The sequence below is a fragment of the Ignisphaera sp. genome (assembly GCA_038735125.1).
GTDB lineage: Archaea > Thermoproteota > Thermoprotei_A > Sulfolobales > Ignisphaeraceae > Ignisphaera.
Genome location: JAVYNU010000001.1, coordinates 366,983 through 389,791 on the forward strand (window position 1 = coordinate 366,983; position 22,809 = coordinate 389,791).

General features: G+C 41.7%; 22 protein-coding genes and 3 tRNA genes. 9 read left to right on the forward strand and 16 right to left on the reverse strand.

Features of this window, described 5'->3' with window-relative positions; translation table 11 throughout:
• Positions 1-146: 146 nt before the first annotated feature.
• A tRNA-Val gene (locus tag QW284_02135) sits at positions 147-220 on the forward strand.
• Positions 221-319: 99 nt separating this feature from the next.
• Positions 320-1,006, forward strand: coding sequence for a DUF357 domain-containing protein (locus QW284_02140; GenBank protein MEM0338469.1), 687 nt, complete (start codon positions 320-322; stop codon positions 1,004-1,006).
• A 4-nt stretch (positions 1,007-1,010) separates the two neighbouring features.
• On the opposite strand, the gene QW284_02145 is transcribed toward QW284_02140, so the two are convergent.
• Positions 1,011-2,942, reverse strand: coding sequence for a beta-CASP ribonuclease aCPSF1 (locus QW284_02145; GenBank protein ID MEM0338470.1), 1,932 nt, complete (start codon positions 2,940-2,942; stop codon positions 1,011-1,013).
• Complete coding sequence (gene psmB / locus QW284_02150) at positions 2,939-3,634, reverse strand: archaeal proteasome endopeptidase complex subunit beta (GenBank protein MEM0338471.1); 696 nt, start codon at positions 3,632-3,634, stop codon at positions 2,939-2,941. The genes QW284_02145 and psmB overlap by 4 nt, the downstream gene beginning before the upstream one ends.
• Before the next feature lie 101 nt (positions 3,635-3,735).
• On the opposite strand from psmB, the gene QW284_02155 reads away from it, so the two are divergent.
• Entirely contained in the window at positions 3,736-4,803 is a 1,068-nt protein-coding gene (locus QW284_02155; protein ID MEM0338472.1) for an NAD(P)-dependent glycerol-1-phosphate dehydrogenase, read from the forward strand.
• 48 nt (positions 4,804-4,851) lie between these two features.
• Here QW284_02155 and QW284_02160 read toward each other — a convergent pair whose 3' ends face one another.
• On the reverse strand, positions 4,852-5,556 hold the full coding sequence (locus QW284_02160) for an FKBP-type peptidyl-prolyl cis-trans isomerase (protein ID MEM0338473.1): 705 nt from the start codon (positions 5,554-5,556) through the stop codon (positions 4,852-4,854).
• 98 nt (positions 5,557-5,654) lie between these two features.
• On the opposite strand from QW284_02160, the gene cyaB reads away from it, so the two are divergent.
• A complete protein-coding gene (gene cyaB, locus QW284_02165; protein MEM0338474.1) occupies positions 5,655-6,206 on the forward strand; it encodes a class IV adenylate cyclase in 552 nt (183 codons plus the stop codon).
• A 40-nt stretch (positions 6,207-6,246) separates the two neighbouring features.
• Here cyaB and QW284_02170 read toward each other — a convergent pair whose 3' ends face one another.
• From QW284_02170 to QW284_02180, 3 genes are all read right to left on the reverse strand, one after another.
• A complete protein-coding gene (locus tag QW284_02170; protein ID MEM0338475.1) occupies positions 6,247-9,882 on the reverse strand; it encodes a methyl-accepting chemotaxis protein in 3,636 nt (1,211 codons plus the stop codon).
• Between the two features lie 126 nt (positions 9,883-10,008).
• Positions 10,009-10,623, reverse strand: coding sequence for a hypothetical protein (locus QW284_02175; GenBank protein ID MEM0338476.1), 615 nt, complete (start codon positions 10,621-10,623; stop codon positions 10,009-10,011).
• 89 nt (positions 10,624-10,712) lie between these two features.
• On the reverse strand, positions 10,713-11,234 hold the full coding sequence (locus QW284_02180; GenBank protein MEM0338477.1) for a nicotinamide-nucleotide adenylyltransferase: 522 nt from the start codon (positions 11,232-11,234) through the stop codon (positions 10,713-10,715).
• Between the two features lie 67 nt (positions 11,235-11,301).
• On the opposite strand from QW284_02180, the gene rtcA reads away from it, so the two are divergent.
• A complete protein-coding gene (gene rtcA, locus QW284_02185; protein MEM0338478.1) occupies positions 11,302-12,357 on the forward strand; it encodes an RNA 3'-terminal phosphate cyclase in 1,056 nt (351 codons plus the stop codon).
• 116 nt (positions 12,358-12,473) lie between these two features.
• Here rtcA and QW284_02190 read toward each other — a convergent pair whose 3' ends face one another.
• On the reverse strand, positions 12,474-12,659 hold the full coding sequence (locus QW284_02190; protein ID MEM0338479.1) for a 50S ribosomal protein L37e: 186 nt from the start codon (positions 12,657-12,659) through the stop codon (positions 12,474-12,476).
• A 12-nt stretch (positions 12,660-12,671) separates the two neighbouring features.
• A complete protein-coding gene (locus QW284_02195; protein MEM0338480.1) occupies positions 12,672-12,905 on the reverse strand; it encodes an LSm family protein in 234 nt (77 codons plus the stop codon).
• A gap of 103 nt (positions 12,906-13,008) precedes the next feature.
• Between QW284_02195 and QW284_02200 the strand changes: the two genes are divergently transcribed.
• The 3 genes from QW284_02200 (at position 13,009) to QW284_02210 (ending at position 13,925) form a co-directional block, all read left to right on the forward strand.
• Positions 13,009-13,518 carry a metallophosphoesterase gene (locus tag QW284_02200; GenBank protein ID MEM0338481.1) on the forward strand — a complete coding sequence of 170 codons (510 nt, stop codon included), beginning with the start codon at positions 13,009-13,011 and terminating at the stop codon, positions 13,516-13,518.
• A 49-nt stretch (positions 13,519-13,567) separates the two neighbouring features.
• A tRNA-His gene (locus QW284_02205) sits at positions 13,568-13,659 on the forward strand.
• Positions 13,660-13,715: 56 nt separating this feature from the next.
• Positions 13,716-13,925, forward strand: a complete 210-nt coding sequence (locus tag QW284_02210) for a hypothetical protein (protein ID MEM0338482.1) — start codon at positions 13,716-13,718, stop codon at positions 13,923-13,925.
• A 179-nt stretch (positions 13,926-14,104) separates the two neighbouring features.
• Here the strand turns inward: QW284_02210 and QW284_02215 are convergent.
• Together QW284_02215 and QW284_02220 are read right to left on the reverse strand one after the other, a co-directional pair.
• A tRNA-Met gene (locus tag QW284_02215) sits at positions 14,105-14,181 on the reverse strand.
• Between the two features lie 66 nt (positions 14,182-14,247).
• Entirely contained in the window at positions 14,248-14,895 is a 648-nt protein-coding gene (locus QW284_02220) for a TFIIB-type zinc ribbon-containing protein (GenBank protein ID MEM0338483.1), read from the reverse strand.
• 228 nt (positions 14,896-15,123) lie between these two features.
• Here QW284_02220 and QW284_02225 point away from each other — a divergent pair, with 228 nt between their 5' ends.
• Positions 15,124-15,885, forward strand: coding sequence for a hypothetical protein (locus QW284_02225; protein ID MEM0338484.1), 762 nt, complete (start codon positions 15,124-15,126; stop codon positions 15,883-15,885).
• Positions 15,886-15,918: 33 nt separating this feature from the next.
• Here QW284_02225 and QW284_02230 read toward each other — a convergent pair whose 3' ends face one another.
• The 6 genes from QW284_02230 to gatE form a co-directional block, all read right to left on the reverse strand.
• Positions 15,919-17,118 (reverse strand): hypothetical protein, encoded by a 1,200-nt coding sequence (locus QW284_02230; protein ID MEM0338485.1) that lies wholly within the window; start codon positions 17,116-17,118, stop codon positions 15,919-15,921.
• The gene (locus tag QW284_02235) at positions 17,105-17,608 is read right to left on the reverse strand and encodes a hypothetical protein (GenBank protein ID MEM0338486.1); all 504 of its coding nucleotides are present in this window, start codon (positions 17,606-17,608) and stop codon (positions 17,105-17,107) included. Before QW284_02235 ends, QW284_02230 begins: the two co-directional genes overlap by 14 nt.
• Before the next feature lie 138 nt (positions 17,609-17,746).
• Positions 17,747-18,895, reverse strand: coding sequence for a hypothetical protein (locus QW284_02240; protein ID MEM0338487.1), 1,149 nt, complete (start codon positions 18,893-18,895; stop codon positions 17,747-17,749).
• Positions 18,896-18,971: 76 nt separating this feature from the next.
• On the reverse strand, positions 18,972-20,129 hold the full coding sequence (locus QW284_02245) for a PhoH family protein (GenBank protein ID MEM0338488.1): 1,158 nt from the start codon (positions 20,127-20,129) through the stop codon (positions 18,972-18,974).
• A gap of 26 nt (positions 20,130-20,155) precedes the next feature.
• Positions 20,156-20,749 carry a hypothetical protein gene (locus tag QW284_02250; protein MEM0338489.1) on the reverse strand — a complete coding sequence of 198 codons (594 nt, stop codon included), beginning with the start codon at positions 20,747-20,749 and terminating at the stop codon, positions 20,156-20,158.
• Between the two features lie 32 nt (positions 20,750-20,781).
• Positions 20,782-22,713 (reverse strand): Glu-tRNA(Gln) amidotransferase subunit GatE, encoded by a 1,932-nt coding sequence (gene gatE / locus QW284_02255; GenBank protein MEM0338490.1) that lies wholly within the window; start codon positions 22,711-22,713, stop codon positions 20,782-20,784.
• Between the last annotated feature and the right edge of the window lie 96 nt (positions 22,714-22,809).

The window sequence follows — 22,809 nt, forward strand, 5'->3', positions numbered from 1 at the left end:
AATTTTTGAACATCATTCATAAAATCGCCAAATGGGGCATACACAAGGTTAATAGTTATAAACATGCTATGCGCAAACAATATTTCTCTATATAGCTGTAGACTAGGAAAAACGCTTAATACCGCACTCTATAAAGAAAGTGTAAAGGGCCCGTCGTCTAGTCTGGTAGGACGCCGCCCTCACAAGGCGGAGGTCCGGGGTTCAAATCCCCGCGGGCCCACTAAAGGTGGTGTTGAGTAGTTAAAGCAAAAATTTAATGTTATTATGGCTTGTTCTTATATTTTTGTAATGCCAGATAATATTATTAATGGTGTTTGCTATGGATATATGTGATAGGTTACATAGATATATTGTAAACTTTAAAGAGAGTTTGAAGACTCTTAGAGTAATTGGTTCTGGTGCTGAGAGGTTATTAGATAATGCAATGAGGTATTACAATGATTCTAAATATTACTTTGAGAAGGGTGATTGTGTAACCGGTCTTGTGGCAATATCTTATGCTGAGGGTATTCTAGATGCTTTGAGAGAGCTTGGATTTATTGAATGGTTGTGGATGAAGCCGAAGGAGATAAGGGTTCTGGTTGCAGGTTCTTTTGATATTATTCATCCTGGGCATATAGAGTTTCTCAAGTGGGCTTCTACGCTAGGCGATAAACTCTATGTCGTTGTTTCAAGAGATTCTAACTATAAAAGGATTAAGGGGTTTGATCCGATATTTAGTGATGTTGATAGGGTCTTCATTGTCAATTCTATTCGTTTTGTTTACAAGGCTTTTGTTGGTTCTGAAGACGATTTCTTAAAGCCTGTTGAGGACATCAAGCCAGATTTAATCGCTTTAGGGCCTGATCAAATCGATGCTCGTTACCTGGAGAGGTTATTGAGAGAGAGGGGGTTGAGCCCCAAAATCGTTAAACTTGATAGCAGAGTGGGGGGCTTTTCCTCATCTAGTGTAAAAGATAAGGTATGTAGAATATGGTGCAGGGAGATGTCTAAAAATAGTGCTTAGTTCTCTACATGCTATAAGCAAGTGTATACGAATCTAGAATGTTTGGTGTGATTACTGTTACATCGCCTAGTCCAAGGAACTTTCTTCTCTTTTCGATCTCGTTAGATAGGTTTGCTATGGCGTTTTTCTCACCATGCACTAAAACAATTTTTGTTGGCTTTGGCTGTACATGTCGGATATAATCGAGGAGCTGATGCTTATCTGAATGACCTGAGAACCCCTCTATAGAGTATATCTGCATCTTCACCCTTAGTATCTCTACCTTCCCCTTCTCATTCACAAATGCTATTTCCCTAGCACCATCTCTTATTCTTCTGCCAAGAGTTCCCTCAACCTGGTAGTTAACAAAGATCATGCTGTTGTTTGGATTTGGAGCCATGAGTTTAAAGTACTCTACGGCAGGCCCGCCTGTGAGCATTCCAGAAGATGCTATTATTATTGCTGGTTGTGGTGATTCTACAATCTCTGTTCTGGGCTCCCTACCCTCTAGTCTAACAAATGTTTCAAAGTCAAATGGGTTTTCACCATTTCTAAGCCTTCTTCCAAGATCCTTTGATAAGAGGTCTGGATAGGCGGTGTGTATAGCTGTGACCTCGTGTATCATGCCCTCTATGTACACAGGTATCTTCGGTATTTTCCCCTGTTTCATGGCGTCTGCTAGAATAACCATTATCTCTTGGGCTCTGCCAACGCTTAGTGTTGGTATTAGGACTTTGCCACCCTTGTTATAGGTTTCAAGAACTATTTTCAGTAGCTCGTTTTCAGCCTCTTCTCTCTTTGGCTGGTCGGTTGCTCCGTAGGTGCTCTCCATTATTATTGTGTCGACACGTGGAAATTCATAGTCTGCTCTGTCTAGGAGTCTTGTCCTGCCAAATTTCAGGTCTCCTGTGTAGACAATGTTGTGGAATCCGTTGCCTATGTGTAGATGCGCTATTGCCGAGCCTAGTATGTGTCCTGCGTTATAGAGTGTGAGTCTTATGTCTGGAGCTATATCTGTTACGACATTGTATTTAAGTGTCACTGTGTGTAAAAGCATTTTCTCTACGTCTCTTAGGCTGAATGGAGGCTCCACACCCTCTCTTTCGGTAACCTCTAGAAAGTCTTTGAGTAGAAGTGTTGTCAGATCCCTTGTCGCCTCTGTCATATATACAGCTCCTTTGAATCCATACTTGAATAGATATGGTACAAGACCTGCGTGATCCAGGTGTGCGTGGGTCACTATAACAGCGTCTATATCGCTTGGGTCAATTCCTATGAGATCTATTCTTGGGAATGCATTTGGTGAGAGCCCTCTCCCAGGGTTTAGCCCAAAATCTAGCAGAATCTTGCTTTCAGCAGTCTCCACAAGTATGGCGGATCTTCCAACCTCTTGCGCTGCTCCAAGAAATGTTAGCCTCACATAGTTACTCCCATTCTTTGCTAGCAGAACATCTCTGTGTATAGCCTCTCCCAATTCTCTTAAAAACTTTAGTCTATAGCCACTCTCGGCTAGATATCCCCTCATAATCTCTTCATAGATTCTAGACCTCATGGGAGGGGATCTGATTATCTTTGGTCTCCAGCCTGTGTAGACAAGGATTTGATTTGCTTTATCCTCAACAATCTGCGGGTTTCTAGCCTTTATAACAACCTCTCCAAGAACATCGTCAAGCTCGATACTCTCTATTCCAGCTTCTGCTGGGACAATACTCTTTATGTATTCTATAACATCTTTCTGAGGCTTTCTAATAGATGGATCAGTTCTAATAACAATTCTCTTCTTTATTAGCTTAGCTATCTGCGAAACAATTTCTCCTTGCTCCAACAGAAACTGAGGGTTCTTGACGTAAACAGCTATTTCAGGCCCTTCAAACTCTAACCTTGTTAGCTGTGCTGTTGGCGGCATCATCTTAAATATTACTGATCTTATGTAGGAAAGGTCTATGTTAAAGCTCATGACATTGATCTACCGAGCAACTTTCTAATATCGTCTACAGTGTATGTGTTCTCCTTGTAGAAGTCCCTGCCTATGACAACAACATCAATGCCGATACCACCTGTAAAAACATCTCTTGCAATAGCTGTTGCAACAGCCTTGACAGCCAACTTTATTGAGTCTTCTAAATTCATATCAGGATTGTACTCAGCCTCTATAATCCCAATAGCCGTTGGGGATCCAGATCCCGTGGCTGTGAATCTCTCTTCTGTGACATCGCCATAGGGCTCTATACCAAATATTTTAGGCCCTTCGTAGTAGTCGTATCCCCCTAGAATGAGCTGCACAATAAATGGGAAGTACTTGTACTCATTTAGTATTAAGCCCAGTAGAGATGCCATGCTCTTGAGGGGCATAGGCCTATTATTAAGTATTTGGTAGTATGTCGCCTCAGCCCTTATATAATCCGCCAATGCTTGGGCATCTGCAACAAGTCCTGCAACAGTCATGGCAACCCTATCATTTATCCTAACAATCTTCCTAACATTCTTATGCGCAACATATATCCCTGCGGTAGCCTTTTTATCAGATGCAAGCACGACACAGTCTTTGAATGCTATGCCAACAGTTGTTGTACCCTTGTATACCTTCTCTATAATCTCCTCCAGCATTTTATTGTCTTGATGTTGGCTTCTCAGACCATGATAATACATTTTCAAAACCCTTTCCACTTAGAAAGGTTTTTAGCAAGTAGCTGCACAGCATTTTTCTTATTGAAAAGCTTAATAAGTTTCTATGCGCTCAAAATATCTTGGTGTTTCCTCTGTCGAATCTACATGAGATAGCACTGCCTAAGAGGTTTGTCATCGGTGTTGATGTTATTGAGAAAGCCTCTGAGTATATTCTAACTATCATCTCCTGTTCAAAGGCTTTGATTGTGACAGGCTCTGGAGACACACTCAGATACGCTCGTATTGTTTCTGATGGCCTTAGAGAGGCTGGTGTAGAGACGTGGACAATCCCTGTAAGATCATCTACTATGGAGGAGGTTGATAAAGTAGCTAAGATGGCTCAAGAGATTGGGGCAGAGGCTTTCATTGGTGTTGGCGGTGGGAAAGCTATTGATGTAGCTAAATACTCTTCGCATATAGTTGGAAAGCCTTTTGTCAGCATTCCGACAGCCCCCTCACACGATGGAATAACATCTCCCTTCGCATCTATAAAAAACTCCGGTAGAGTCACATCTGTGAAGGCGTCTACACCAGTTCTTGTAATAGCTGATGTCTCTGTAATGGCGAAGGCCCCTAGAAGAAACATTATTGCTGGTTGTGGGGACCTGATTGGGAAGTTCTCAGCGGTTTTGGATTGGAGGCTCGCCCACAGGCTGAAGGGAGAGTACTACGGCGATTATGCAGCATCTCTATCCCTTCTATCAGCAAAACATATAGTGAAGTACAGTAAGATGTTCAGCGCTAAGCAGATACCATTAGAGGCTGTAAGAGTTCTTGTAGAGGCTCTCATAAGTAGTGGTATTGCAATGGCTATAGCCGGCTCCACTAGACCTGCTAGTGGGTCAGAGCACCTCATAGCCCACGCCATAGATGTTGTAGCTAATTTCCCAGCTCTCCACGGCGAGGAGGTTGGCATCGGAAGTTTGATAGCGCTCTACCTCCACGGAAAGAATTGGAGAGGGATCAGGAGGATACTAAGCGAAATGGGAGCGCCAACAAAAATCTCGCAGATAAACGTCTCTAGAGAGCAGATGGTGAAGGCACTTACAATAGCCCATACAATTAGGCCAGAGAGATATACTATACTAGGTGAAAAAGGGTTTAGCGAAGAGGCGGCCGAGAGAATAATAGATGCATTGGAGCTTGACTAGCAATGCTGTTCAAAACCTTTATTAAAGCTTTTGACTTAGAGCCCCCTATTACTTTTCAGCTGACTTCTCAAACTTCTCTACATAGACAACTGTATTGTATTTCCCTATGAATCTGTATATCTCTTCAGCAACAATAGCTTTAACCAGCTGTAGATCCCTATCAAGTAGGATCTCCTTTGGAATCTCTATGGTCACAGTGTTACTGTTTTGATCTATGGACACATTGAATCTTTCTAGCGGTACCCTTCTATACCTTCTATGCAGCAAATGTTTTATCTTCTCAGCATCGTCTTCTACAACCTTAACTATCTTGTATGTGCATAAGAGAGTTTTCCCCGCCAACGGATGGTTAAAATCTATGAGTACCCTACCACCTGTAACAGCCTTTACAATCCCTATCTGCCCATTTAACTCAACTGTTTTCCCAACCTCTGGAACAATATTATTCTTTATCAACTCCCTCATACCAACAATCTTAACCTTTGAGGGATCTCTAATGCCATAAGCCTTCTCAGGCGGAACCTCAACCTGTAGCTCTTTTCCAACCTCTCCAAAGTTTTCAATGTGCTCCTCAAGTCCCTTGATGATCCTGTTCTCACCAACTATAACAAGCAACGGTTCATAGATTCTATCAGCCTCGTATCTATTCTCCTTTTTAGCCAGCTCCTCAATTGTTGTCTCAATAAGTTCGCCCGTCTCCTTAGCCTTTATCACATAGTCTACCAAAATGAAACTGTTTTTGGGTATAGCCATATGGTTTAGCACCTTCCGCTCGTCTAAGCCTTTTTAACGAAAAGGTAAAAAAGCTGTTATCACACACGCTATGCGAAGGTGTTCACCAATTGCTGGAAGTGGAAGTAAAACTCAGGGTGAGTAATCTAGAGGAGATAGAGAAGAAGTTATTGGCTCTTGGGGCAAAGCTTATTGACATAGTCAATGAAATTGATTATTATATTGATCTCAGACCATGCATAGATTTGAGGTCTATGGACATGGCTTTGAGAGTCAGACAGTCAACAAGCCTTCTAAGCAATTCTACGAGATGTGAGCTTACTTTTAAGGGTAGTAGGGTGGGTAGCTATCCAAAGGCTAGAAAGGAGATCATTGTTGAGATAGATAACGCTGAAAAGTTTCTAGAGATATTCAAGGATCTGGGCTTTGCCAAGACATATATCGTTTCTAAAAGCAGAAGAATATATAGACTTGGGAACTTCAGGATATTCCTAGATGTTGTGAAAGAGCTTGGGAGCTTCATCGAGATAGAGGTAGATGATCCAGGGTCTCAAAGCCTAGCTGTTTTAGCCGATGAAATGAAAAAGCTTTTATCAATCATTGGAGTTTTTGGAGAGCTTGAAGAGAAAACCTATTTGGAGATGCTGTTAGAGAAAAAAGATTTGGATTAAAAATATTTTGTATTAAAATTGTTTTTGTTGTTGGCTTGTCTTATGCGGCTAGCTTTCTACCAAGCTGTATAGCTGCGTAGATAGATGTTGCAGCTGCTATCAGTGCCAGCACAAGTGTTATTATGATGTATGTCTGCAGGGTTGATGTTGCAGAGTCTATCTTTCCAGATAGGTTGCTTAGGTTGCTGGAAACAGTGTCAATCTTACTTGATACAGCATCGACTTTGCCTGAGACTGTGTCAACCTTGCCTGAGACAGCGTCTACCTTTGAGCTAACACCATTTATAGCACTCGACAGGCTATTTGCTGCATTATCAACTTTGGAAGCCACGTTGTCAACCTTTGACGAGACGCTGTTCACAGCGCCTGTCAATGAGTCTACCTTGCTGTTAAGCGTTGATATAGCAGAGCTTATAGAGTCTACCTTGCTGCTTAAGCCAGTTAGTTGCTGTACAGCTGAGTTCACACTGTTTATAGCATCTTGTAGTTTTGATATTGCAGAGTCAAGTGTTGATACCTTGGATGATACATTGCTTACAGCCTTTGAAACGCTATCAACTTTACTGGATAGTGTATCGACCTTAGATGATACTGCATTAACGTTGCTGTTAACAGCATCTATTTTGCTACTCAATGCGCTAGTAGCAGATGCCATAACATTTGTTATAGCTGATTGTGCAGAGTCGATCTTCTTGCTAATACTGTCGAATCCAGATGCTACAGCTGAGCTCAGCTGCTGTAGAGTCGACGAGACAGCAGTTAATGTTGTCTTAACATCGCTAACAGCTGATGAAAGGGCCTTAATACTGCTATTAACAGCTGATATCTGCTTGCTCAAACTACTCACAGCATTGTTGAAGTAGCTCTTATCAACAAGTCTGCTAACATTGTTTACCACATATACATAGCCTGGCATTGTAGAGCTCGGCTGTGTTGAGCTTGGCAACACATATAGCAAGCTAAATGCATATGCACCAGGCTCTAGCACTGGCACGTAGATTCCTGGCGTTATTTGAGGTGATAGTGTGTTTATTAAGACACCATTGCTATTTGATCCCCACCTCTGCACTTGTAGATTCATTGAGTATCCAGCATCAGTATTGTTTATGAGCATTGCCAGTACAGATGCACCTGGCGGGAACCCTGTTCCAATAACCCTCACAATACCTTGTCCAACCAGAATAGGCACAATGCTCTTGTTAAGATCTAGCAGTAGTAGCTTCGGGACTACTTGTGGATATACAGGCGATGCGTCGCTTCCAAGGAATGCTGTTCCGTTGTAGAACATTGTAACATAGATGGTTCCGCTAACACTACCCACAGCAACTAATTGGTATGTGCCTTGTGGAACTGTTGGCACAACAAAGTCTATTGTAGCTGTTGATGCGTTTGCTACAACGCTCTTCACTTGTGTGGTGCCGAAGTAGATTGTAACAGTTTCTCCTGGCGATAAACCAGATAGAGTAATCCTTATAATGTCTCCTAAGTAGTCACATCTTCCTCCATATGCAACACACTTGTTACAGTAGCTTAGCCCAACAACAGTCTCTGGGCATGGACATGCTACAATTCTTTGATTGTTGTAGCCTGCACTTACAACTGGACTTAGTTTAGCTGGTGGTGTAAATGGCGGTGGATAGACTATTGTCCAATAAGCCTTAGCACCTATGACTATAGCCAGCGTGTACTCGTATTCCCACTTATCAACACCCCATATATAGTGAACACCAAAGGTTGCATCGCTTGGTATAGTTACTTTGAATGTTGCATTACCATCCTTGCCTAGGGGCACCGTTGCCAGCAACCTTATCTTCTCCCAATAGACATTCAAAGTATTGTATCCTGGGTAGCCCCATGCAGAGCCAGGTCCATAGCCATAAGCAGCAATTGCTACAGTGTCGCCAGGCTTTATAATGCCAGGTGTTAACAACACCAGCAAGGGCCTTACGATATAGTAGACATTTCTAAATGTAAATGACGGTCCTGTTGTTGGCTGACCAACCACTGTCAGGCAAGCTCTTTGAGCACTTGCATTGTAGCTCCAAGACACAGTCCAGCTGATGCCAGCATCACTAAAACTCAAACTTGCAATACTGACTACTGTTGTAGCTGAAAGGCTCATGTTAGTTGGATACACATAGAACTTCTTGATAGTTGTGCCTGTGTCAGCATTTGTATACGTTATTGTTAGGTTGGCAGCCGATATGCTGAGACCCCACTGCTTTAGCTCTAGGAATATGTAGTTGCTGTAGTTGTAGAATGTTGCCCAATACGTGTATTGGCCAGGTGTTGTGGGTGCGGCAAGGACATAGCTTGTGGGATATATGTTGAATGATACGTTTGCGGTATATGCATTGTAGTAGCTGTTATAGGCTATGGTTGCTACACCAGTGAACATCTGTATTGGTGTGGCAGGTGTGGTATTGTATAGTGAGAATCTTACACCACCGGTTTCGAGGTTAGCTGCAAGCATATACTTCTTTCCAGCATATGTTATGTTGATTCTCAGGACATCGCTCTTTGTGTACGACATTGCCGTTGTCTGTCTCAGATAAGCCAGTGTTCCACTTACATAGGATGTTGCTGTTATAGATGCTCTTGTCCCAAGAGCATTGTAGATAGCGCTCTGGCTTATTACAACAGCTCCTTTCGAACCCAAGGCAATTGATGATGTGTTAGATAGTTTTTGTGGCAGAGGAGCCTCATAGACTATTGGCACGTATAGACCAGCAGTCATATTGGTCTTCAAATACTGTGCTAGGTTGGATAAGGTGAAGTATCCATATCCATCTGTTGTTGTAAGACCTCCAGATTTTGTAAATGTGTATCTAACATTTGTGAAGTTAATGTTCCACAAGTCAATCTTTAATATATTTACATTGGGGTCGAAACCGTATCCCGTAATGTTTATGTTTTGCAACTCGCATACGCTACCATCGCATCTGCCATTGCCTTCTTTTGGCTTTATAACAACTTGTGGAACTATTGTTAAAGTTCCATTCTTTGCAAGCCTCACATTAGTTTGAGTGGCTATGCCAGCAACAGTGTAGGTTCCTCTTGGAAGGCCCTTTCCTGTTAATGTAACTAGGTTAACAGTTGTTGATGCTGTTCCATCGCTTGCAACAGATAGAGATGTTGTATAGGATACTGTTATCGGTCCTTTGAATTGTATTTGCGTTATTGTGTCTCCTGGTGCATAGCCATAGAATGAAACGGTTGCAGTAACGGGGTTTCCAAAGGCATCGACATTAGATGTTTGTATTGGTGACACAACAACTTTTGGCGCTATTGGAACTCTTCTGGATTGTGATACCCCAAGAGCTTGGACAACAACATATAGATTCAGCATACCATCTGTTGCATTGAAGGCAGCATTTGGTAGGCTTAGCGGAAGTGTCAGGCTTACTGTGTATTGGCCTGGTGTTGGTGGTGCAAACCATGTTGATGCCCATATCGTAGAGCAACCACTATCGGCGCATAGGTATACATTGACTGTTGTAGCTAATGCAACGTTTATTGTTATTGTTACTGGCTCTCCTGGGTATGCTGGTGATGATACGCTGGTGATTGTTGCAGCAACAAATTGTGCCTGTATTGGGGCTATCGATAGTATTAGTGGTATTAGGAATAGTATTGCTATTGTTGTTGAGGCTATTGTTCTAAGATTTGGTTTCATATATAGGTTCACCCACATTCGGTAGAATATTTGTGATGGACTGGTTTTAAAAGGGTTTTGTCTACAGAGCTTTCGTGGTATTACTATTGCTGTATATAGCTGTCTTGTTTCTGTATACAGCTTTTTCTACTGTTTCTGCTGGGCCTTGACGGCGTATATGTCTAGAATTCCTTTGAATATGCTTCTCCTCTCAACCTTGTATCCGAATGGTTCTAGCAGGCCCTCTATAAATGTTGATATTAGTTTCATTAGTTCTGCTGGTATTTGTGGAGAGACGCATCTAACTCTTATCCCATCCCCTTCGTTTTGTATTACAAGGTCTACAAACTCCCATCTAATCTCCTTTAGTATCCTCTCAAGGTGCTGTATAGCTGATTGGCTGTCTCTGAAGTTTTCTCTAAATCTTATTGTTATGTATTCACCATACCATCTGCCAGACTCTCTCCAGAGCTTCTCAATCTCTTCGAGATCCTTTGGGCTGAGCTTTGAGGTCATAGCTATCAGAACGTCTATTGGTATGAGTGTCTGCCCAGCACTTCTATTAGCCTTTAGAATCTCGTAGGCGTCTAGAACATCCCTTAGTGTGACACCCATCGACTCTGCTCTGACGGTCTGCTCGATGATCTCGTTTGTTAGAGAATATAGGGTCGAGCCTCTCTTCCTAGCTATGAGGCTGAGAGAGTTTACAAGGTCTTCTCTTGCAACAAGAACCTTTCTCTTCTGAGATGCCTCAGAGCTCAAAACTTTTCACTAACAAAAGCTGTTGTTGCGAGGGATATAAAGCCTTCTGCAAATATCTGGGCAAATACATGTTTATAGCTTTAACAGCCCTAGTCTCTCCCAGCTATCTCCCTAATCCTCTCAACACCCCTGATCTCATCTATGAATCTGGCCACCGCTTTTGGCACCAATTCTCTCCACCTCTCATCGCCTAGAAGCATCATTGTTCTTATCTTTGTCGAGCTATAGACATCTCTGTTGTATGCTGGTGGCACAAGAACTTCGTAGCCAGCCTCCTTGAAGAGCCTCACAACAAGCGGGTTTCTGGCAATGCCATATCTGAATGGGGGTACATACATAGCTACGTACTTCACCCAAACAACATTCATTAGAATGTCTGGCACAGGTATTATGTACACCCTCGAGAGGTCTACGCCAGCCTCTCTAAGAGCTTCTCTAGCCATGACAACCCTTTCGCCAGCTGTGAAGGGGTTTGATAGGGTGTGGCTCTCCTGGGCAGTTCCAATCACGATTATAAGCTCGTCAACCTTCTCAAGAGCCCATTTAACGACGTTTACATGGCCCCAGTGAATCGGCTGGAACCTGCCTGGGTAAACACCTCTTTCAACCATTTTCAAAATCGCCTAAGAGCCTTTCTCTCAGCTTTTTTGTGTGGGAAGAAAAAAGCGTTTTGCTTTGGTGAAAAGATTGATTGTTGTTGATGGTAGTTTTGGCGAGGGTGGTGGGCAGATACTTAGAACAGCTATAGGATTGTCAGCTGCTCTTGGTAAGCCAGTTAGAATAGTTAATATAAGGGCTAGGAGGAGCAACCCCGGTTTGCAGCACCAGCATTTAACAGCTGTGAAGGCTCTTACCCAAATCTCTAACGCTAGGGTCGAGGGAGCATACATAGGCTCTACACAGCTTGTTTTCGAGCCAAGGGGCTTGAGGGGAGGAGAATACGTATTCGACGTTGGGACAGCTGGTAGTGTAACACTTGTTCTACAAGCACTTACACCTGTGTTGCCATTCCTCGACAGGGAGAGCGTTATAGAGATTAGAGGGGGTACAGACGTGCCCTGGAGCCCACCAATAGACTACATAAAGTATGTGTTTATACCGATTGCAAAGAGGCTTGGGTTAGACATGGAAATCAGGCTTATTAGAAGGGGTCACTATCCTAGGGGTGGTGGAATCATAAAGGTATATGTTCGCCCATCCAAAAAGCTAAGTGCTTTAGAGCTCATCGAGAGAGGGTCTATAAAGAGGATTGGTGGGAGATCACATTCCGTCAAGCTTCCAAAACATGTTGCTGAAAGACAGGCTAAAGCAGCTAGGGACTATCTATCGCGTCTCTCCATACCAATAAACATTGAGCTAGAGTTTTACGAACCTGATAAAGATCCTCATCTAGGTCCTGGCAGCGGCATTGTGCTATATGCAGAAACTGATGAGAGTTTCTTGGGGGCTGATGCAATTGGTGAAAAGGGGAAGCCTGCTGAGGATGTTGGTAGAGAAGCTGCAGCAAAGCTCTTAGAAGAGATTGAAAGTAGAGCAGCGCTAGACAGCCATATGGGGGATATGATAGTCTCCCTAGCCTGCCTAGCAAATGGTGTTACAAAATACACAACATCCAAGCTAACACTACATACAGAAACCGTTCTAAAGATAGCCAAAGACATTGCTGGATGTAGCTATATGGTATCAGACTACGGTAAGGCGAAACTTATTGAGATAAAGGGTATAAAGGCTTAGGACTGCAAGCCATTTAGGATTCATCTAACGATGCCCTTAATTTAATCGCTTGCAACATTTTTAGATCCACAAGAAAGGAAACGCAAGTTGCATAGGTTTTACAGTTTTCCACCTTTCTACCTAACCCTAACTCTGTTGTACTTCTTGTTTTGCCAGCTATATCTCCTCATTTTGCTAGATCTGCCAAAGCCACAGGCGGCGCAATAGCCTTTAGAAACATTGTATGCCACTCTTCCACATCTTCTACACTTTATGTGTGTAACATTCTTGCTTTTCTTACCCATTGAAGGCGTTCCTTTCACTGTTTACCACCTCTACATAGGCGATATAACAACTATGTTCTCTCCCCTTATGAGCACAGTTCCAAGTCTCCTCCAATTGCCATCGCCAAGCTCCTCCTCAGCATCGTCAAGTACAATGTTTAGATGCAGGTCATAGCTTCTCAGCTTACCTCTTATAGACTTGCCACCTCTAAGCTTGATCAACACAAGCTGCCCTAGAGACTCAGCCAATATCTTATGCGATGTATCAATTTGTTGGCTGCTCATAGTTATTCCTCGTATCGTTAGCTTAGTCGAGGTAGAGTTATAAGCTTTATTCACCTTATTAGCTACAACATCACACACCTTATATGCTATACAGGTAGAGACCATGATAATAGGGGTTATGAGCGATTCTCATGACTATCTAAATGCTATTGCAAAGGCTCTTGAGGTATTCAGAAAAGGTGGTGTCGAGGCAATAATACACCTTGGCGATGTTATATCCCCTTTTGCGCTAATGAAAATATTGGAGTATCCAGGGAGGATAGTGATTGTTCTAGGGAACAACGATGGAGATGTGGTTACACTTAAAGAGCTTGCCTCAAAAGCTGGGGCAACGCTAAAAAGAGAGGTTCACCAGCTGGAGGTTTCTGGAAAAAGATTCTTCTTGATGCACGGATTTGGAGACACCGAGCAAACAAAAGTTATTGCAGAGGCTATGGCCTTAACAGGCAAATACGATGTGGTGTTATATGGACATACACACAAAGTTGATGTGAGACAAATTGGAAAAACACTTATTTTGAACCCTGGGGAGGTCTGCGGCTATCTAACAAATAGAAGAACAGTTGCCATACTAAACACAGAGACACTCGAATACAGCATAGCAGAATTTTGATATAGAGTTTTTTAACCGCAAAACAAGTAACACAACAATGTAATGGGTGGCCGCGGTAGCTCAGCCTGGTTAGAGCGCGGGACTGTGGGGCTAAAATGCGCAGAGATCCCGAGGTCCCGGGTTCAAATCCCGGCCGCGGCCCTCTAAAAATGATCCACTTTCAATGCAAAAACGTTACGTGTAGGTGGTGAATAGACATGACAAGCTATAAAAAGTATAAAGAGGCTCTAGAAAAGCTCGGATTAAGACAGCTAGATGTCTATAGATACAAGGATAAAGATGTTCTAAGGGTTCAAAGGATACAAGATGGCAAGGTGTTGCTAGTAGAGCTTCCAAGACGCAGAGACGAGATGAGCTTAGACGAGTACATAAACTATGTGAAGTCGAAGGCTATTCAAACCAAATAGTTTTTGTACCCCGCCTAACCGATCTCTCCACATCTCCATCCCCATCAACGGGTCTTTAAGAGAGACGTGAGGTAGCGGGGCCAAGCAAAAAACTCTTCTCATAGCTAATAAAACTTAATCAAAGTTGTTCCACTTAATTTCATTGAATAAAAACTGTTTAAGAATTTGGTGGGGCCGTTTGGTAGCGGGGGGTGGATTTGAACCACCGACCTCGGGGTTATGAGCCCCGCGGGCTGCCAGGCTGCCCTACCCCGCTATTTCACGGCCCCATTTCTCACATATTCTGTTTTTGTGCCTAAAAAGTGTTTTGTTTCGTTGAGTTTCAAGCTATTGAAATGAGGCGGTTTAAGCTTGTTGATTGTTTTAGCTCTAGCAGCTTTGGCTTTATATACTTTATCCTATTCTTTAGCGCTGCAACGAGTCTGTGCATGTGTATTCTACTTATAGACGCCTCTTTAGCTATTTTGTTGATGTCTGCTTCTCCGTATAGTATAATGTTCTTTAGAATGAGTGCGATGGCTACTTTGCTTCTAAAGGTTCTAGACGATAGTATGGGATCCTCATCTATTATCTCGAGAATTCTTTTCAGCAAATGATCTCCCTCAACAATTTTTTCAAGGTTTTGGTCAGAAACATGTCTGTATACCCTAGCCTTGCCCCCAGCTAAAACAGTTCTTAGTGCGTGTAGATCAACTCTAATATCATTGTTTCGGGCTCTGCTCAGATATTTTTCATACAATCTAATCTCTTTGTTGAGTCGTCTAAGCTTTGATGCATATTGAGAGCTTCTCTTAAGGTTCAGAGCTTCTCTGGTAGTAGGCTTGGAGTACTCCCATTCATCGCTACTTGCAACACCTATGAACTGCTCTATGAATATGGATTCTATAACTGTTCCACAGTTTCTGCAAACTGTGTAACCCTTCTCGAAATCAAATGCAACATCTTGGGAGTTGCAATATGGGCAAATCATTTTCTTATACCAATTTTTGGAGAAGCTGTACAAGTTTATAAAATGGTATGTAAAGGTCAATTCATACACAGTGTCTGTAGACCGAAACTATTCATATCCGATTAAAATCAGTATTCATATGCATCATCACAAATACAGTAGGAGACCCCTCATCATCTAGTTGAAATCCTATGAATAAAACCACTTAAAAGTTTTGGTAGCAACATATCCAGAACCTGGGTGAAGAGCGTGAGCTTGTCTTTTACAATACAGCCAGCAGTAGTCTTTTCGTATCCTAGCGCAAAAGATTTTACAAATATCCTGAAAACGCTTTCGGAAATAGTTGACGAGGTTCTCTTCAAAGTCAGCGAAAAGGGTGTAAATGTGAAGGCTCTTGACCCAAGCAGGGTGGCCATGATATCCATCACACTTCCTGCAGAGTCTTTCCAAGAATTTAGAGCTGAAAAAGAGTTGAGCATAGGTTTGGCAGTCGGAAATCTAACAAAGATTTTGAAGCAGTTGAAGAAAGGCGACAAGCTTACTATAGGGGCTAATGAGGAGAGCGTCGAAATATTGGTTGAGGGGACTTCGATGAGGAGATACAAGTTTAGAAATATTGAGGTTGTGGAAGAGGAGATACCCGAGCTCTCACCCCAGTATGATGTAGAGGCATCGGTACTATCATCACCATTTAGAACAGCTTTATCGGAACTAGCATCAGTTACAAGCACAATAGGAATCACAGCAACGCAAGATGCTTTGACCCTGCTGGACTTCGACTCAAAGAGAAGCACATACAAGCTAACCACAGCCTCGGGAAACGTTATATCGTTGAATGTGAAAAAAGAGAATGTTGTGGGTGCTTACGATAGTGAGTATGTAGCAAAAATCGAGGATATTCTAAGACTCAGCAACATTATTGATGTAAAGTTTGGTTCTGAAGCACCTCTCTACATATCAGCAGAGTTTTCTGGTGGAAAAGCAGAGTACTATCTAGCTGCAAAGATCTAGCACAAAACAGGATACATTTGTATTGCACCCCTCCTACTGCTGTGTGTTTGAATCCATGCTTTCCTTAGCTACCAAATCCTTATCGATTGTAGCGACCCTTTTGCCAATACCCATAGCAGCTCTATAAGGATACTGAACAGGGTTTCTAATACCGCATTCCCATCTGCACATACCCAAAGTTTTCATAGTGTTGCAACTATAGGTTAGATACCTCTTTTTCGAACCTCTCAAACCAGCTAAATGCTCTATCTGATACTTTGTTATCCTTTCGTTGAAGTCTGGACTACGTCTAAAGAGATCGATTAAAATTTCTTGAGGAACACCAATGTTTATTAAGAATGTTGCTAAAGCAAATCGTTGATGATGCGACAAATTCTCTCCTCTGCTCAAATATTCCATAATATCTCTTACACATGGTGGGAAGAACTTCTGCGCAATTCTATACAAATCTTCAACACTATTAATATTCTCGAAATGGTATCTAGTTGAAGATGCCATCAAATTAGATTGGCTATCAACAGTCTTTTCCTCAGCACCAAATCCACCTGCTTTTACTATGTCTTTAATTTTTTCACTAATTTGTGTTGAGTCAAGTAAACTCTTTATTTGTTGGCAAGAGTCTGAAAGCAGACGTAGTTTAGCTGTTAGGGAGCCCCTCAAATACTCTATTATTAGGCGTATAACCCTGTCTCTTCTATCAATATACACATAACCTTTTGAAATGGGGTAGGATATTATTCTCCAGCTCTCCTCCGTTAGAAGGTTTCTAGCCATTCTAATATAGTCAACAAAATGGATTCTATATCTATAGCAAAGCTTTGTAATAACATATTTACCTCTCCTCATGGTCACATACGTAGAACTGGCGAAGCACTTATCATTAAAATCTGCGTTAATTCCAAGTGACTTGACAAAGTCTATAAGTGCATCGTCACTATAGCTACTCAACTCGTTAGCGACAGTGCCAAGAACCTTGTGAACAGCCTTGCTAATGTGAATACCACTACCATATAGCGAGATGGCTATTAGCGAGGCAGCCAAATGGTGTTCCTTCACATTTTCAGAAATACTGCGATTCTCATTGTCTTCCGCAAGTCCATTGAGAAGACCATTCCCTAAAGCTTCTTCAACACTATCCACGAAAATCTTTGTATCGTCTAAGAACAGACTTTTCAAGATCTCTTTACATGAGTTGGCGTTTATCAGCATTAAAATAAGTTTAGCTATGCTCATTATATTCCTCAAACCTCTTTGACACACATGCTATTATCTCTTCTTCAGAAGCTCTATCTAAATTCTTGCAACACACAGAAAAGGCACTGACTATTCGGCTGATCTGTTCAGAGAGCTCAGCAAAACTTTCGTTGTGGATACAAACTGTTTTAGCGTTGGCATCGCTTTTTTCAATACTAATTAAGAGTATGGGATTTATGGGAGGATCTGGAATATTCTCAAACGGTTTTCTACTGCCTAAATAGATCCATTTCACTCTCGAGTTCACAGTCTCTATCCTATACCAATATCTACCAAAATAGTAGTATGTCTTCAAACCAGTGGCACTCTTCTTCACAACGATGTGCATAGGCTTTAGATAAACCCCATAGTTTTTAATCATCCTATTATACTCATACAGCTGGATTCTATATAGATCGAGAAGATAGTTTACCATTAAAGACACGCAGTCTCTATCGAGGCATAGCCTAGGCGAAGAAATTGAGGCCAAGATTAACCACACAATCAGAGTGCTTATACTTCAGAAAAATAATAAGGTGTGCCTCGGGTTGCTTAACAATACTCAAACATGTTAAACTTTATACAAATCAAAGGCTTGAGCAGAATCAAAATCCGCGTAATATTCGTTTTATTTAGAGATCTCCAACATCTTTTTGCTGAGCTCATTTATTATCGTACCAGCTCTCTTTATCTTCTCTTCTCCGACAAATAGATGAAGACCATTGTCGAGAACTATCTCACCTCCTACAATAACGGTTTTCACTGCGTAGAAAGCATTGCTTATAGCGTGAACAATCGTCTTATTAGATATTGGTAAAGGGCCGTAGGGAGGCTCTCTAAAACTCAGCACTATAATGTCTGCTTGTTCGGATTCTCTTATGGATGAAGCGCCAATTTTATTGTTTAGAGAATTGGTATGAGACAGCGCACTCACTGTTGTATATGCATCTTTGCACACTGAGTATAGAATTGATAGAGATCTCTTTGGATTGAGAAACCCGGTTTCATAGCTCATTATCCCGCAACCAGCCCTCCAGCTGTCTATTGATGTGTAGATACATGGTGATGCAACATTGTTCTTCGGATTCAGCAAAATCACATTATTTATTTCTCTTACTATGGGCAAGGCTTTTTCAAATACTTCGCTATCTACATAAACATAGGTTCTATCCTCATTTACAACATCTATGAACTCCTTCGATAGCTTAGCTAAATCACCTTCGCTTTCAAGTAGAAGAGCCATTGAAATCATTTTCTTAGCCATTGCATCCTGATCCTTAACACCCTTTAGCAAGGTCTTTTTGAGATACTCATAATCGTCTACTGTAGATATCAGAGAAGCTGGCAAAACAAATCTAGCTCTAGTCCAGCTATTTGAAGAAGCCTCTGCAAGAGCTTGCACAATCTTTTCATTAGCCTCTCTAACCAAGGTAACAACAGATGTTGCGCCATGAAACGCCAGAGAGGCTAATGAAACCTCTAAAAGCGTTTCAAGCTCTAATCTAGTAAGTGTTGAGATTGCATTGGATAGGTTGTCGCTGTTGTCGTTGAATTGAAATAGGTAATGGAGGATATTCCCCATCCCAACAACAAAGCCTGGCAACACAACAGCGAAACTATCATTGATGACGTAATCAGCGAACTCGAGTTCTATTGGCGGGGCACCCTCGCCATAGGTTACTATGACCCCTTTGTCTATAAACAGATATCCGTTTTGTACGAAAGGTTTTTGGCTATTCATTGTCAATATGGTTGCATTCTCAATTAAGATTTTCATGGATTTGACCACAAGAAAGTGCTGCTCTGATATACAATATTGTATTGGATAATAAGGTTTTTGATTTTAGTTTATGCTATCCTTTCTTCTCTCTTTTTGTCTTCGGTCTTTCAATAGCTATTATTCTGACCCCAACACCTATAAGCCTTCTCATTACAGCATCTAAGAATCTTACGTAGGAGCCTCTCTGACCCACAGCTGCACCAACAGCATCCTCATATATCTTTATCTGCAGATTGGGACCCGCAAAATCCACCTCTTCTATGTGTTTCCATATCCATGCTGTGGGATGAAGAGCTCTAACAAAGTCCTTAAAGTCTAGGTTAAGTTCCGCTGCCCTCAGCTTCTTATTTAGCTCTTTTTCAGCAGAATTTATCCTTTCACCACCTCTTCCAACAACTCTTCCAAGATGCCCCTGCTTAGCAATTATCAAAGCATCTGGGACGTGTTCTGAGGATATTTCATACCTTTGCTTATCTTGAGCAACATCAACAACTGTTATTATGTCTGCGTCAGGTGCCTTGGTTTTAATAACGTCAAAAACCTTCTTCTCTTCTTCTGTCATTGTCCTAGACCTTAACTTGTACTCCAATAAAAATCTCAGCCCTCTTTTAGCCCCCTCTCTAACAATGTCTTTTACCCCAAGATCTACGACACGCGATTTTTCTTCACTCAATAAAACCTCTCTGATTAATGCAGCTGGATCGCTTTGAACTTCTCTCAAAGCTTGGAAAACTGGATCCCCCGCAACAATTAGTCTACTGTTTTGTCCTACCCTAATGATGGCCTCTATAATTGTCTCAGACTTCATTAACTGGATATCATCTATAAATATGATAGAGCTGTCGAATGTTCTACCCCTAAGATAATGAGGGTCTGCAATAATAATTTTGCTGCCTATCAATGGCTCTATCTGGCTCCAGTCAACAATTTCTCCAATAACATCCTGCATATAGCTCTTGACTATACCCATGAATGCTTCTGGTGCTTTGGCAACGGTTATCTCCTCACCTGTGGTCACGTCAACCACTGGCTTTATAATAATGAACCTCTTGTAGTTGCCTGTAAAGACGCTGTGTATTCCGTAAGCTAAGCTAAATAGAGACTTGCCTGTACCTGTAGGTCCAAAAAATCCCAGCACCTCATAACCTTTGTCGTTGAGGGCATTATACATCTCCTCCTGCCCTGGTGTTAGGGGTTTTATCTTATCCCAGATACCGATGCTCATAGCCATCACTAGCAAACCATACCATATTCTCTTTAAATATCAGCATCCCTTAAAAACTTAAATAGCTTTTCAAGTCTTTGCTTCCCCTCTATAAGCATTTCATTAGCAATGCTTACTACACGTGGCAAATCGCTTACAACAAAGCCATCTCTATCTTTAAGGAGAAATGGTACCCATATACCGCTTACAACCTCTACAACAATACCCCCACTACTAACGGATAAGATACCGCTATGTTTAAATCCGGCAGACCTTGCTATATTCAATAACTTGCTTGCTGCAGTCAAATTAACTGTATTGAAATGTATTATGGGTCCGCTTACAATAAGCCATAATCTATACATATGTCTTTGCTCAACAATACTAGTCAATTCGTTGAGTTGCACCGGCTCATGCTTCTTAAATATTACGAATGCCTCGTCTCTTTGCCATGGATATAAAGAGTCGACAACAGTTATTCTACCGCTGCACGAACTTGTGGTAAATATGTTCTTCTTGCTAAAGACTAATAAAATGAGTTCCTTCACATCCTTATCAACATAGCCTATTTCAATATCTTCTAAGAACCTCTTATATGCTTCCTCTCGTCTACTTCTCCAAATCTTTTCATCTACTTGCTCTTCCAACCCGATCACGATTCGTTAAATGGGGGGTGTTGCTATTTAGAGAGGAATTTTTCGAGCTCATCTCTAACAATCATAGCAACGGTTTTACCATCAGCACGACCCCTAACCTCTGCCATTACCTTCCCCATCAGATACTGGAAGGATTTATCCCCCCTCCTCTTAATCTCATCAGCTAGCTCATTTATCTTTGTTCTAACAAGGTTTCTCAGTTCATCATAGCTCATCCTCTGCAAGCTCAAGCTCTTTACAATCTCGTCGATGGGTGTATCAGGCTTTTGATATAGTGTTGTGACTATGGTTATCAAATCCTCCTTACTAACATCGCCTAGGCGCATTATGGCTGTTGCAATTTTGTGGAAGAAGGGGTCATCAACAGCATCTAAATCAACGCCATTCTTCTTTAGTTCTCCATAAACAGTTGTAAAAAGTGTTGCTAAAGTTTTTGGATTTGCACTATATGCTTTGACAAGTTCTTCATATAGTGTTAGATAATCGCTGTAGACAAGCTGTTTAGCTAACTCGAAACTGAGATTGTATTGCTGAACAAACTGCTTTATCTTATCATCAACTGTTGGTGGTACGAGTCTCTTAGCTTCTTCAAGTAACTCAGATGTTATCCTTATTGGCGGTATATCTGTTTCTGGATACATTCTAGCAGCACCCGGCTGCGGTCTCATATACCTTGTGGTACCATCTTCATTAGCAGCTCTAGTCTCTTTTGGTATCCCCTCAATAGCCTCAGCACACCTATTCTTAACAACTTCCAAAGCTTTCACAGCCTTTTCGGGTTTGTCGAGAACAACAACAAATGCATCCATAGAACCCAGTTCCAATGCATATCGAAGTTCTTTTAAGATATCCTCATCTATTCCATAGCCTGGAAGCTCATCACTATGGATAATCCCCTTTACACCTGCCCATTGCTTTGCATAATCAGCAAGCTCTGTACCAAATCTTCTTCCATGCTGCAACTCAACACCAAGAATTCCATCAAATTTTGGCAATTTTATCGCATATGCCTTACCGCCACTCTTTATACTACTTAACACTAATTTGCTTGAACTGCGAAGCAGTATATCGGTTACATCAATAGGTTTCTGAGTCACTATCTCAGCTTGGGTTGCCCCCCTATTTCTGAGCTCATCTCTAATCATTTTTAAGCCTATTAAACGTCTAGCCTCTTCTTCTATAACCTTCGGAATTAGCTCTAGTCTTTGAACCCCCTTGATTTCTATCTTTGGACTTCCACTAATAGAGAGGTTCAGATCCTGTCTAATGGTTCCAAGACCTCTTCTCGCCTTTCCTGTAAATCTTAGCATCAAGCCGATCTTCTCAGCAACACGTCTTGCTTGCATAGGCGATTTGATGTCTGGTGCTGTTGATATCTCTATTAATGGTATTCCTAGCCTATCTAGGCTGTAGGTTACAACATTTGCTTCTTCAGCTATTTTCCTGGCGGCATCCTCTTCAATAGCTATACTTTGGATACCGATAGACCCCTCTTCATCGCTAATATAGCCGCCCAAAGCTACTATAGCTGTTCTCTGAAACCCTGTGGTATTGGAGCCGTCTATAACAATTTTTCTCATGACATGGACTTCATCAACAATAAATGAGTTAAATGATATTGCAAGTGCTAAAGCAACTGTGAGAGCCTCCTTATTTAGCGGATGAGGAGGCTCTTCATCGAGTTCAACAAGACATGACGCATCTAATGGGGCGAGATATTTATAGAGGCGTCTTCTTTGGAATTCAAATGCTGCAGCTGCATCCACCTCTCCAAGTTCACTCCTTGTAACCCGCAGAAATCTCGCAAAAGAAGCTGCCTTAGACAGCTTTTCATCATCGATAAGTTTGACAGGACAATTACAAAATAGTTTCGTATGTGTATTCAATTGTTGGTGTATCTCGAGACCCACCTTTAAACCAACTTCTCTATAATTAATGTTTGTGGGTACAGCCAAAGCCGCTTTTACTATAGATACTCACCCAATACAAGATTGTTCTATGCAGAGTTTAATGCTTTTTGCCAGCCATAAATCATAGTAAAAATAATTTAA

Bases quoted from the DNA above. Each gene is read 5' to 3' on its own strand.
- QW284_02140 (MEM0338469.1), top strand. From the start codon at position 320: ATGGATATATGTGATAGGTTACATAGATATATTGTAAACTTTAAAGAG.
- QW284_02145 (MEM0338470.1), bottom strand. From the start codon at position 2,942: ATGAGCTTTAACATAGACCTTTCCTACATAAGATCAGTAATATTTAAG.
- psmB (MEM0338471.1), bottom strand. From the start codon at position 3,634: ATGTATTATCATGGTCTGAGAAGCCAACATCAAGACAATAAAATGCTG.
- QW284_02160 (MEM0338473.1), bottom strand. From the start codon at position 5,556: ATGGCTATACCCAAAAACAGTTTCATTTTGGTAGACTATGTGATAAAG.
- QW284_02170 (MEM0338475.1), bottom strand. From the start codon at position 9,882: ATGAAACCAAATCTTAGAACAATAGCCTCAACAACAATAGCAATACTA.
- QW284_02180 (MEM0338477.1), bottom strand. From the start codon at position 11,234: ATGGTTGAAAGAGGTGTTTACCCAGGCAGGTTCCAGCCGATTCACTGG.
- QW284_02195 (MEM0338480.1), bottom strand. From the start codon at position 12,905: ATGAGCAGCCAACAAATTGATACATCGCATAAGATATTGGCTGAGTCT.
- QW284_02200 (MEM0338481.1), top strand. From the start codon at position 13,009: ATGATAATAGGGGTTATGAGCGATTCTCATGACTATCTAAATGCTATT.
- QW284_02210 (MEM0338482.1), top strand. From the start codon at position 13,716: ATGACAAGCTATAAAAAGTATAAAGAGGCTCTAGAAAAGCTCGGATTA.
- QW284_02220 (MEM0338483.1), bottom strand. From the start codon at position 14,895: ATGATTTGCCCATATTGCAACTCCCAAGATGTTGCATTTGATTTCGAG.
- QW284_02230 (MEM0338485.1), bottom strand. From the start codon at position 17,118: ATGAGCATAGCTAAACTTATTTTAATGCTGATAAACGCCAACTCATGT.
- QW284_02240 (MEM0338487.1), bottom strand. From the start codon at position 18,895: ATGAAAATCTTAATTGAGAATGCAACCATATTGACAATGAATAGCCAA.
- QW284_02245 (MEM0338488.1), bottom strand. From the start codon at position 20,129: ATGGCTATGAGCATCGGTATCTGGGATAAGATAAAACCCCTAACACCA.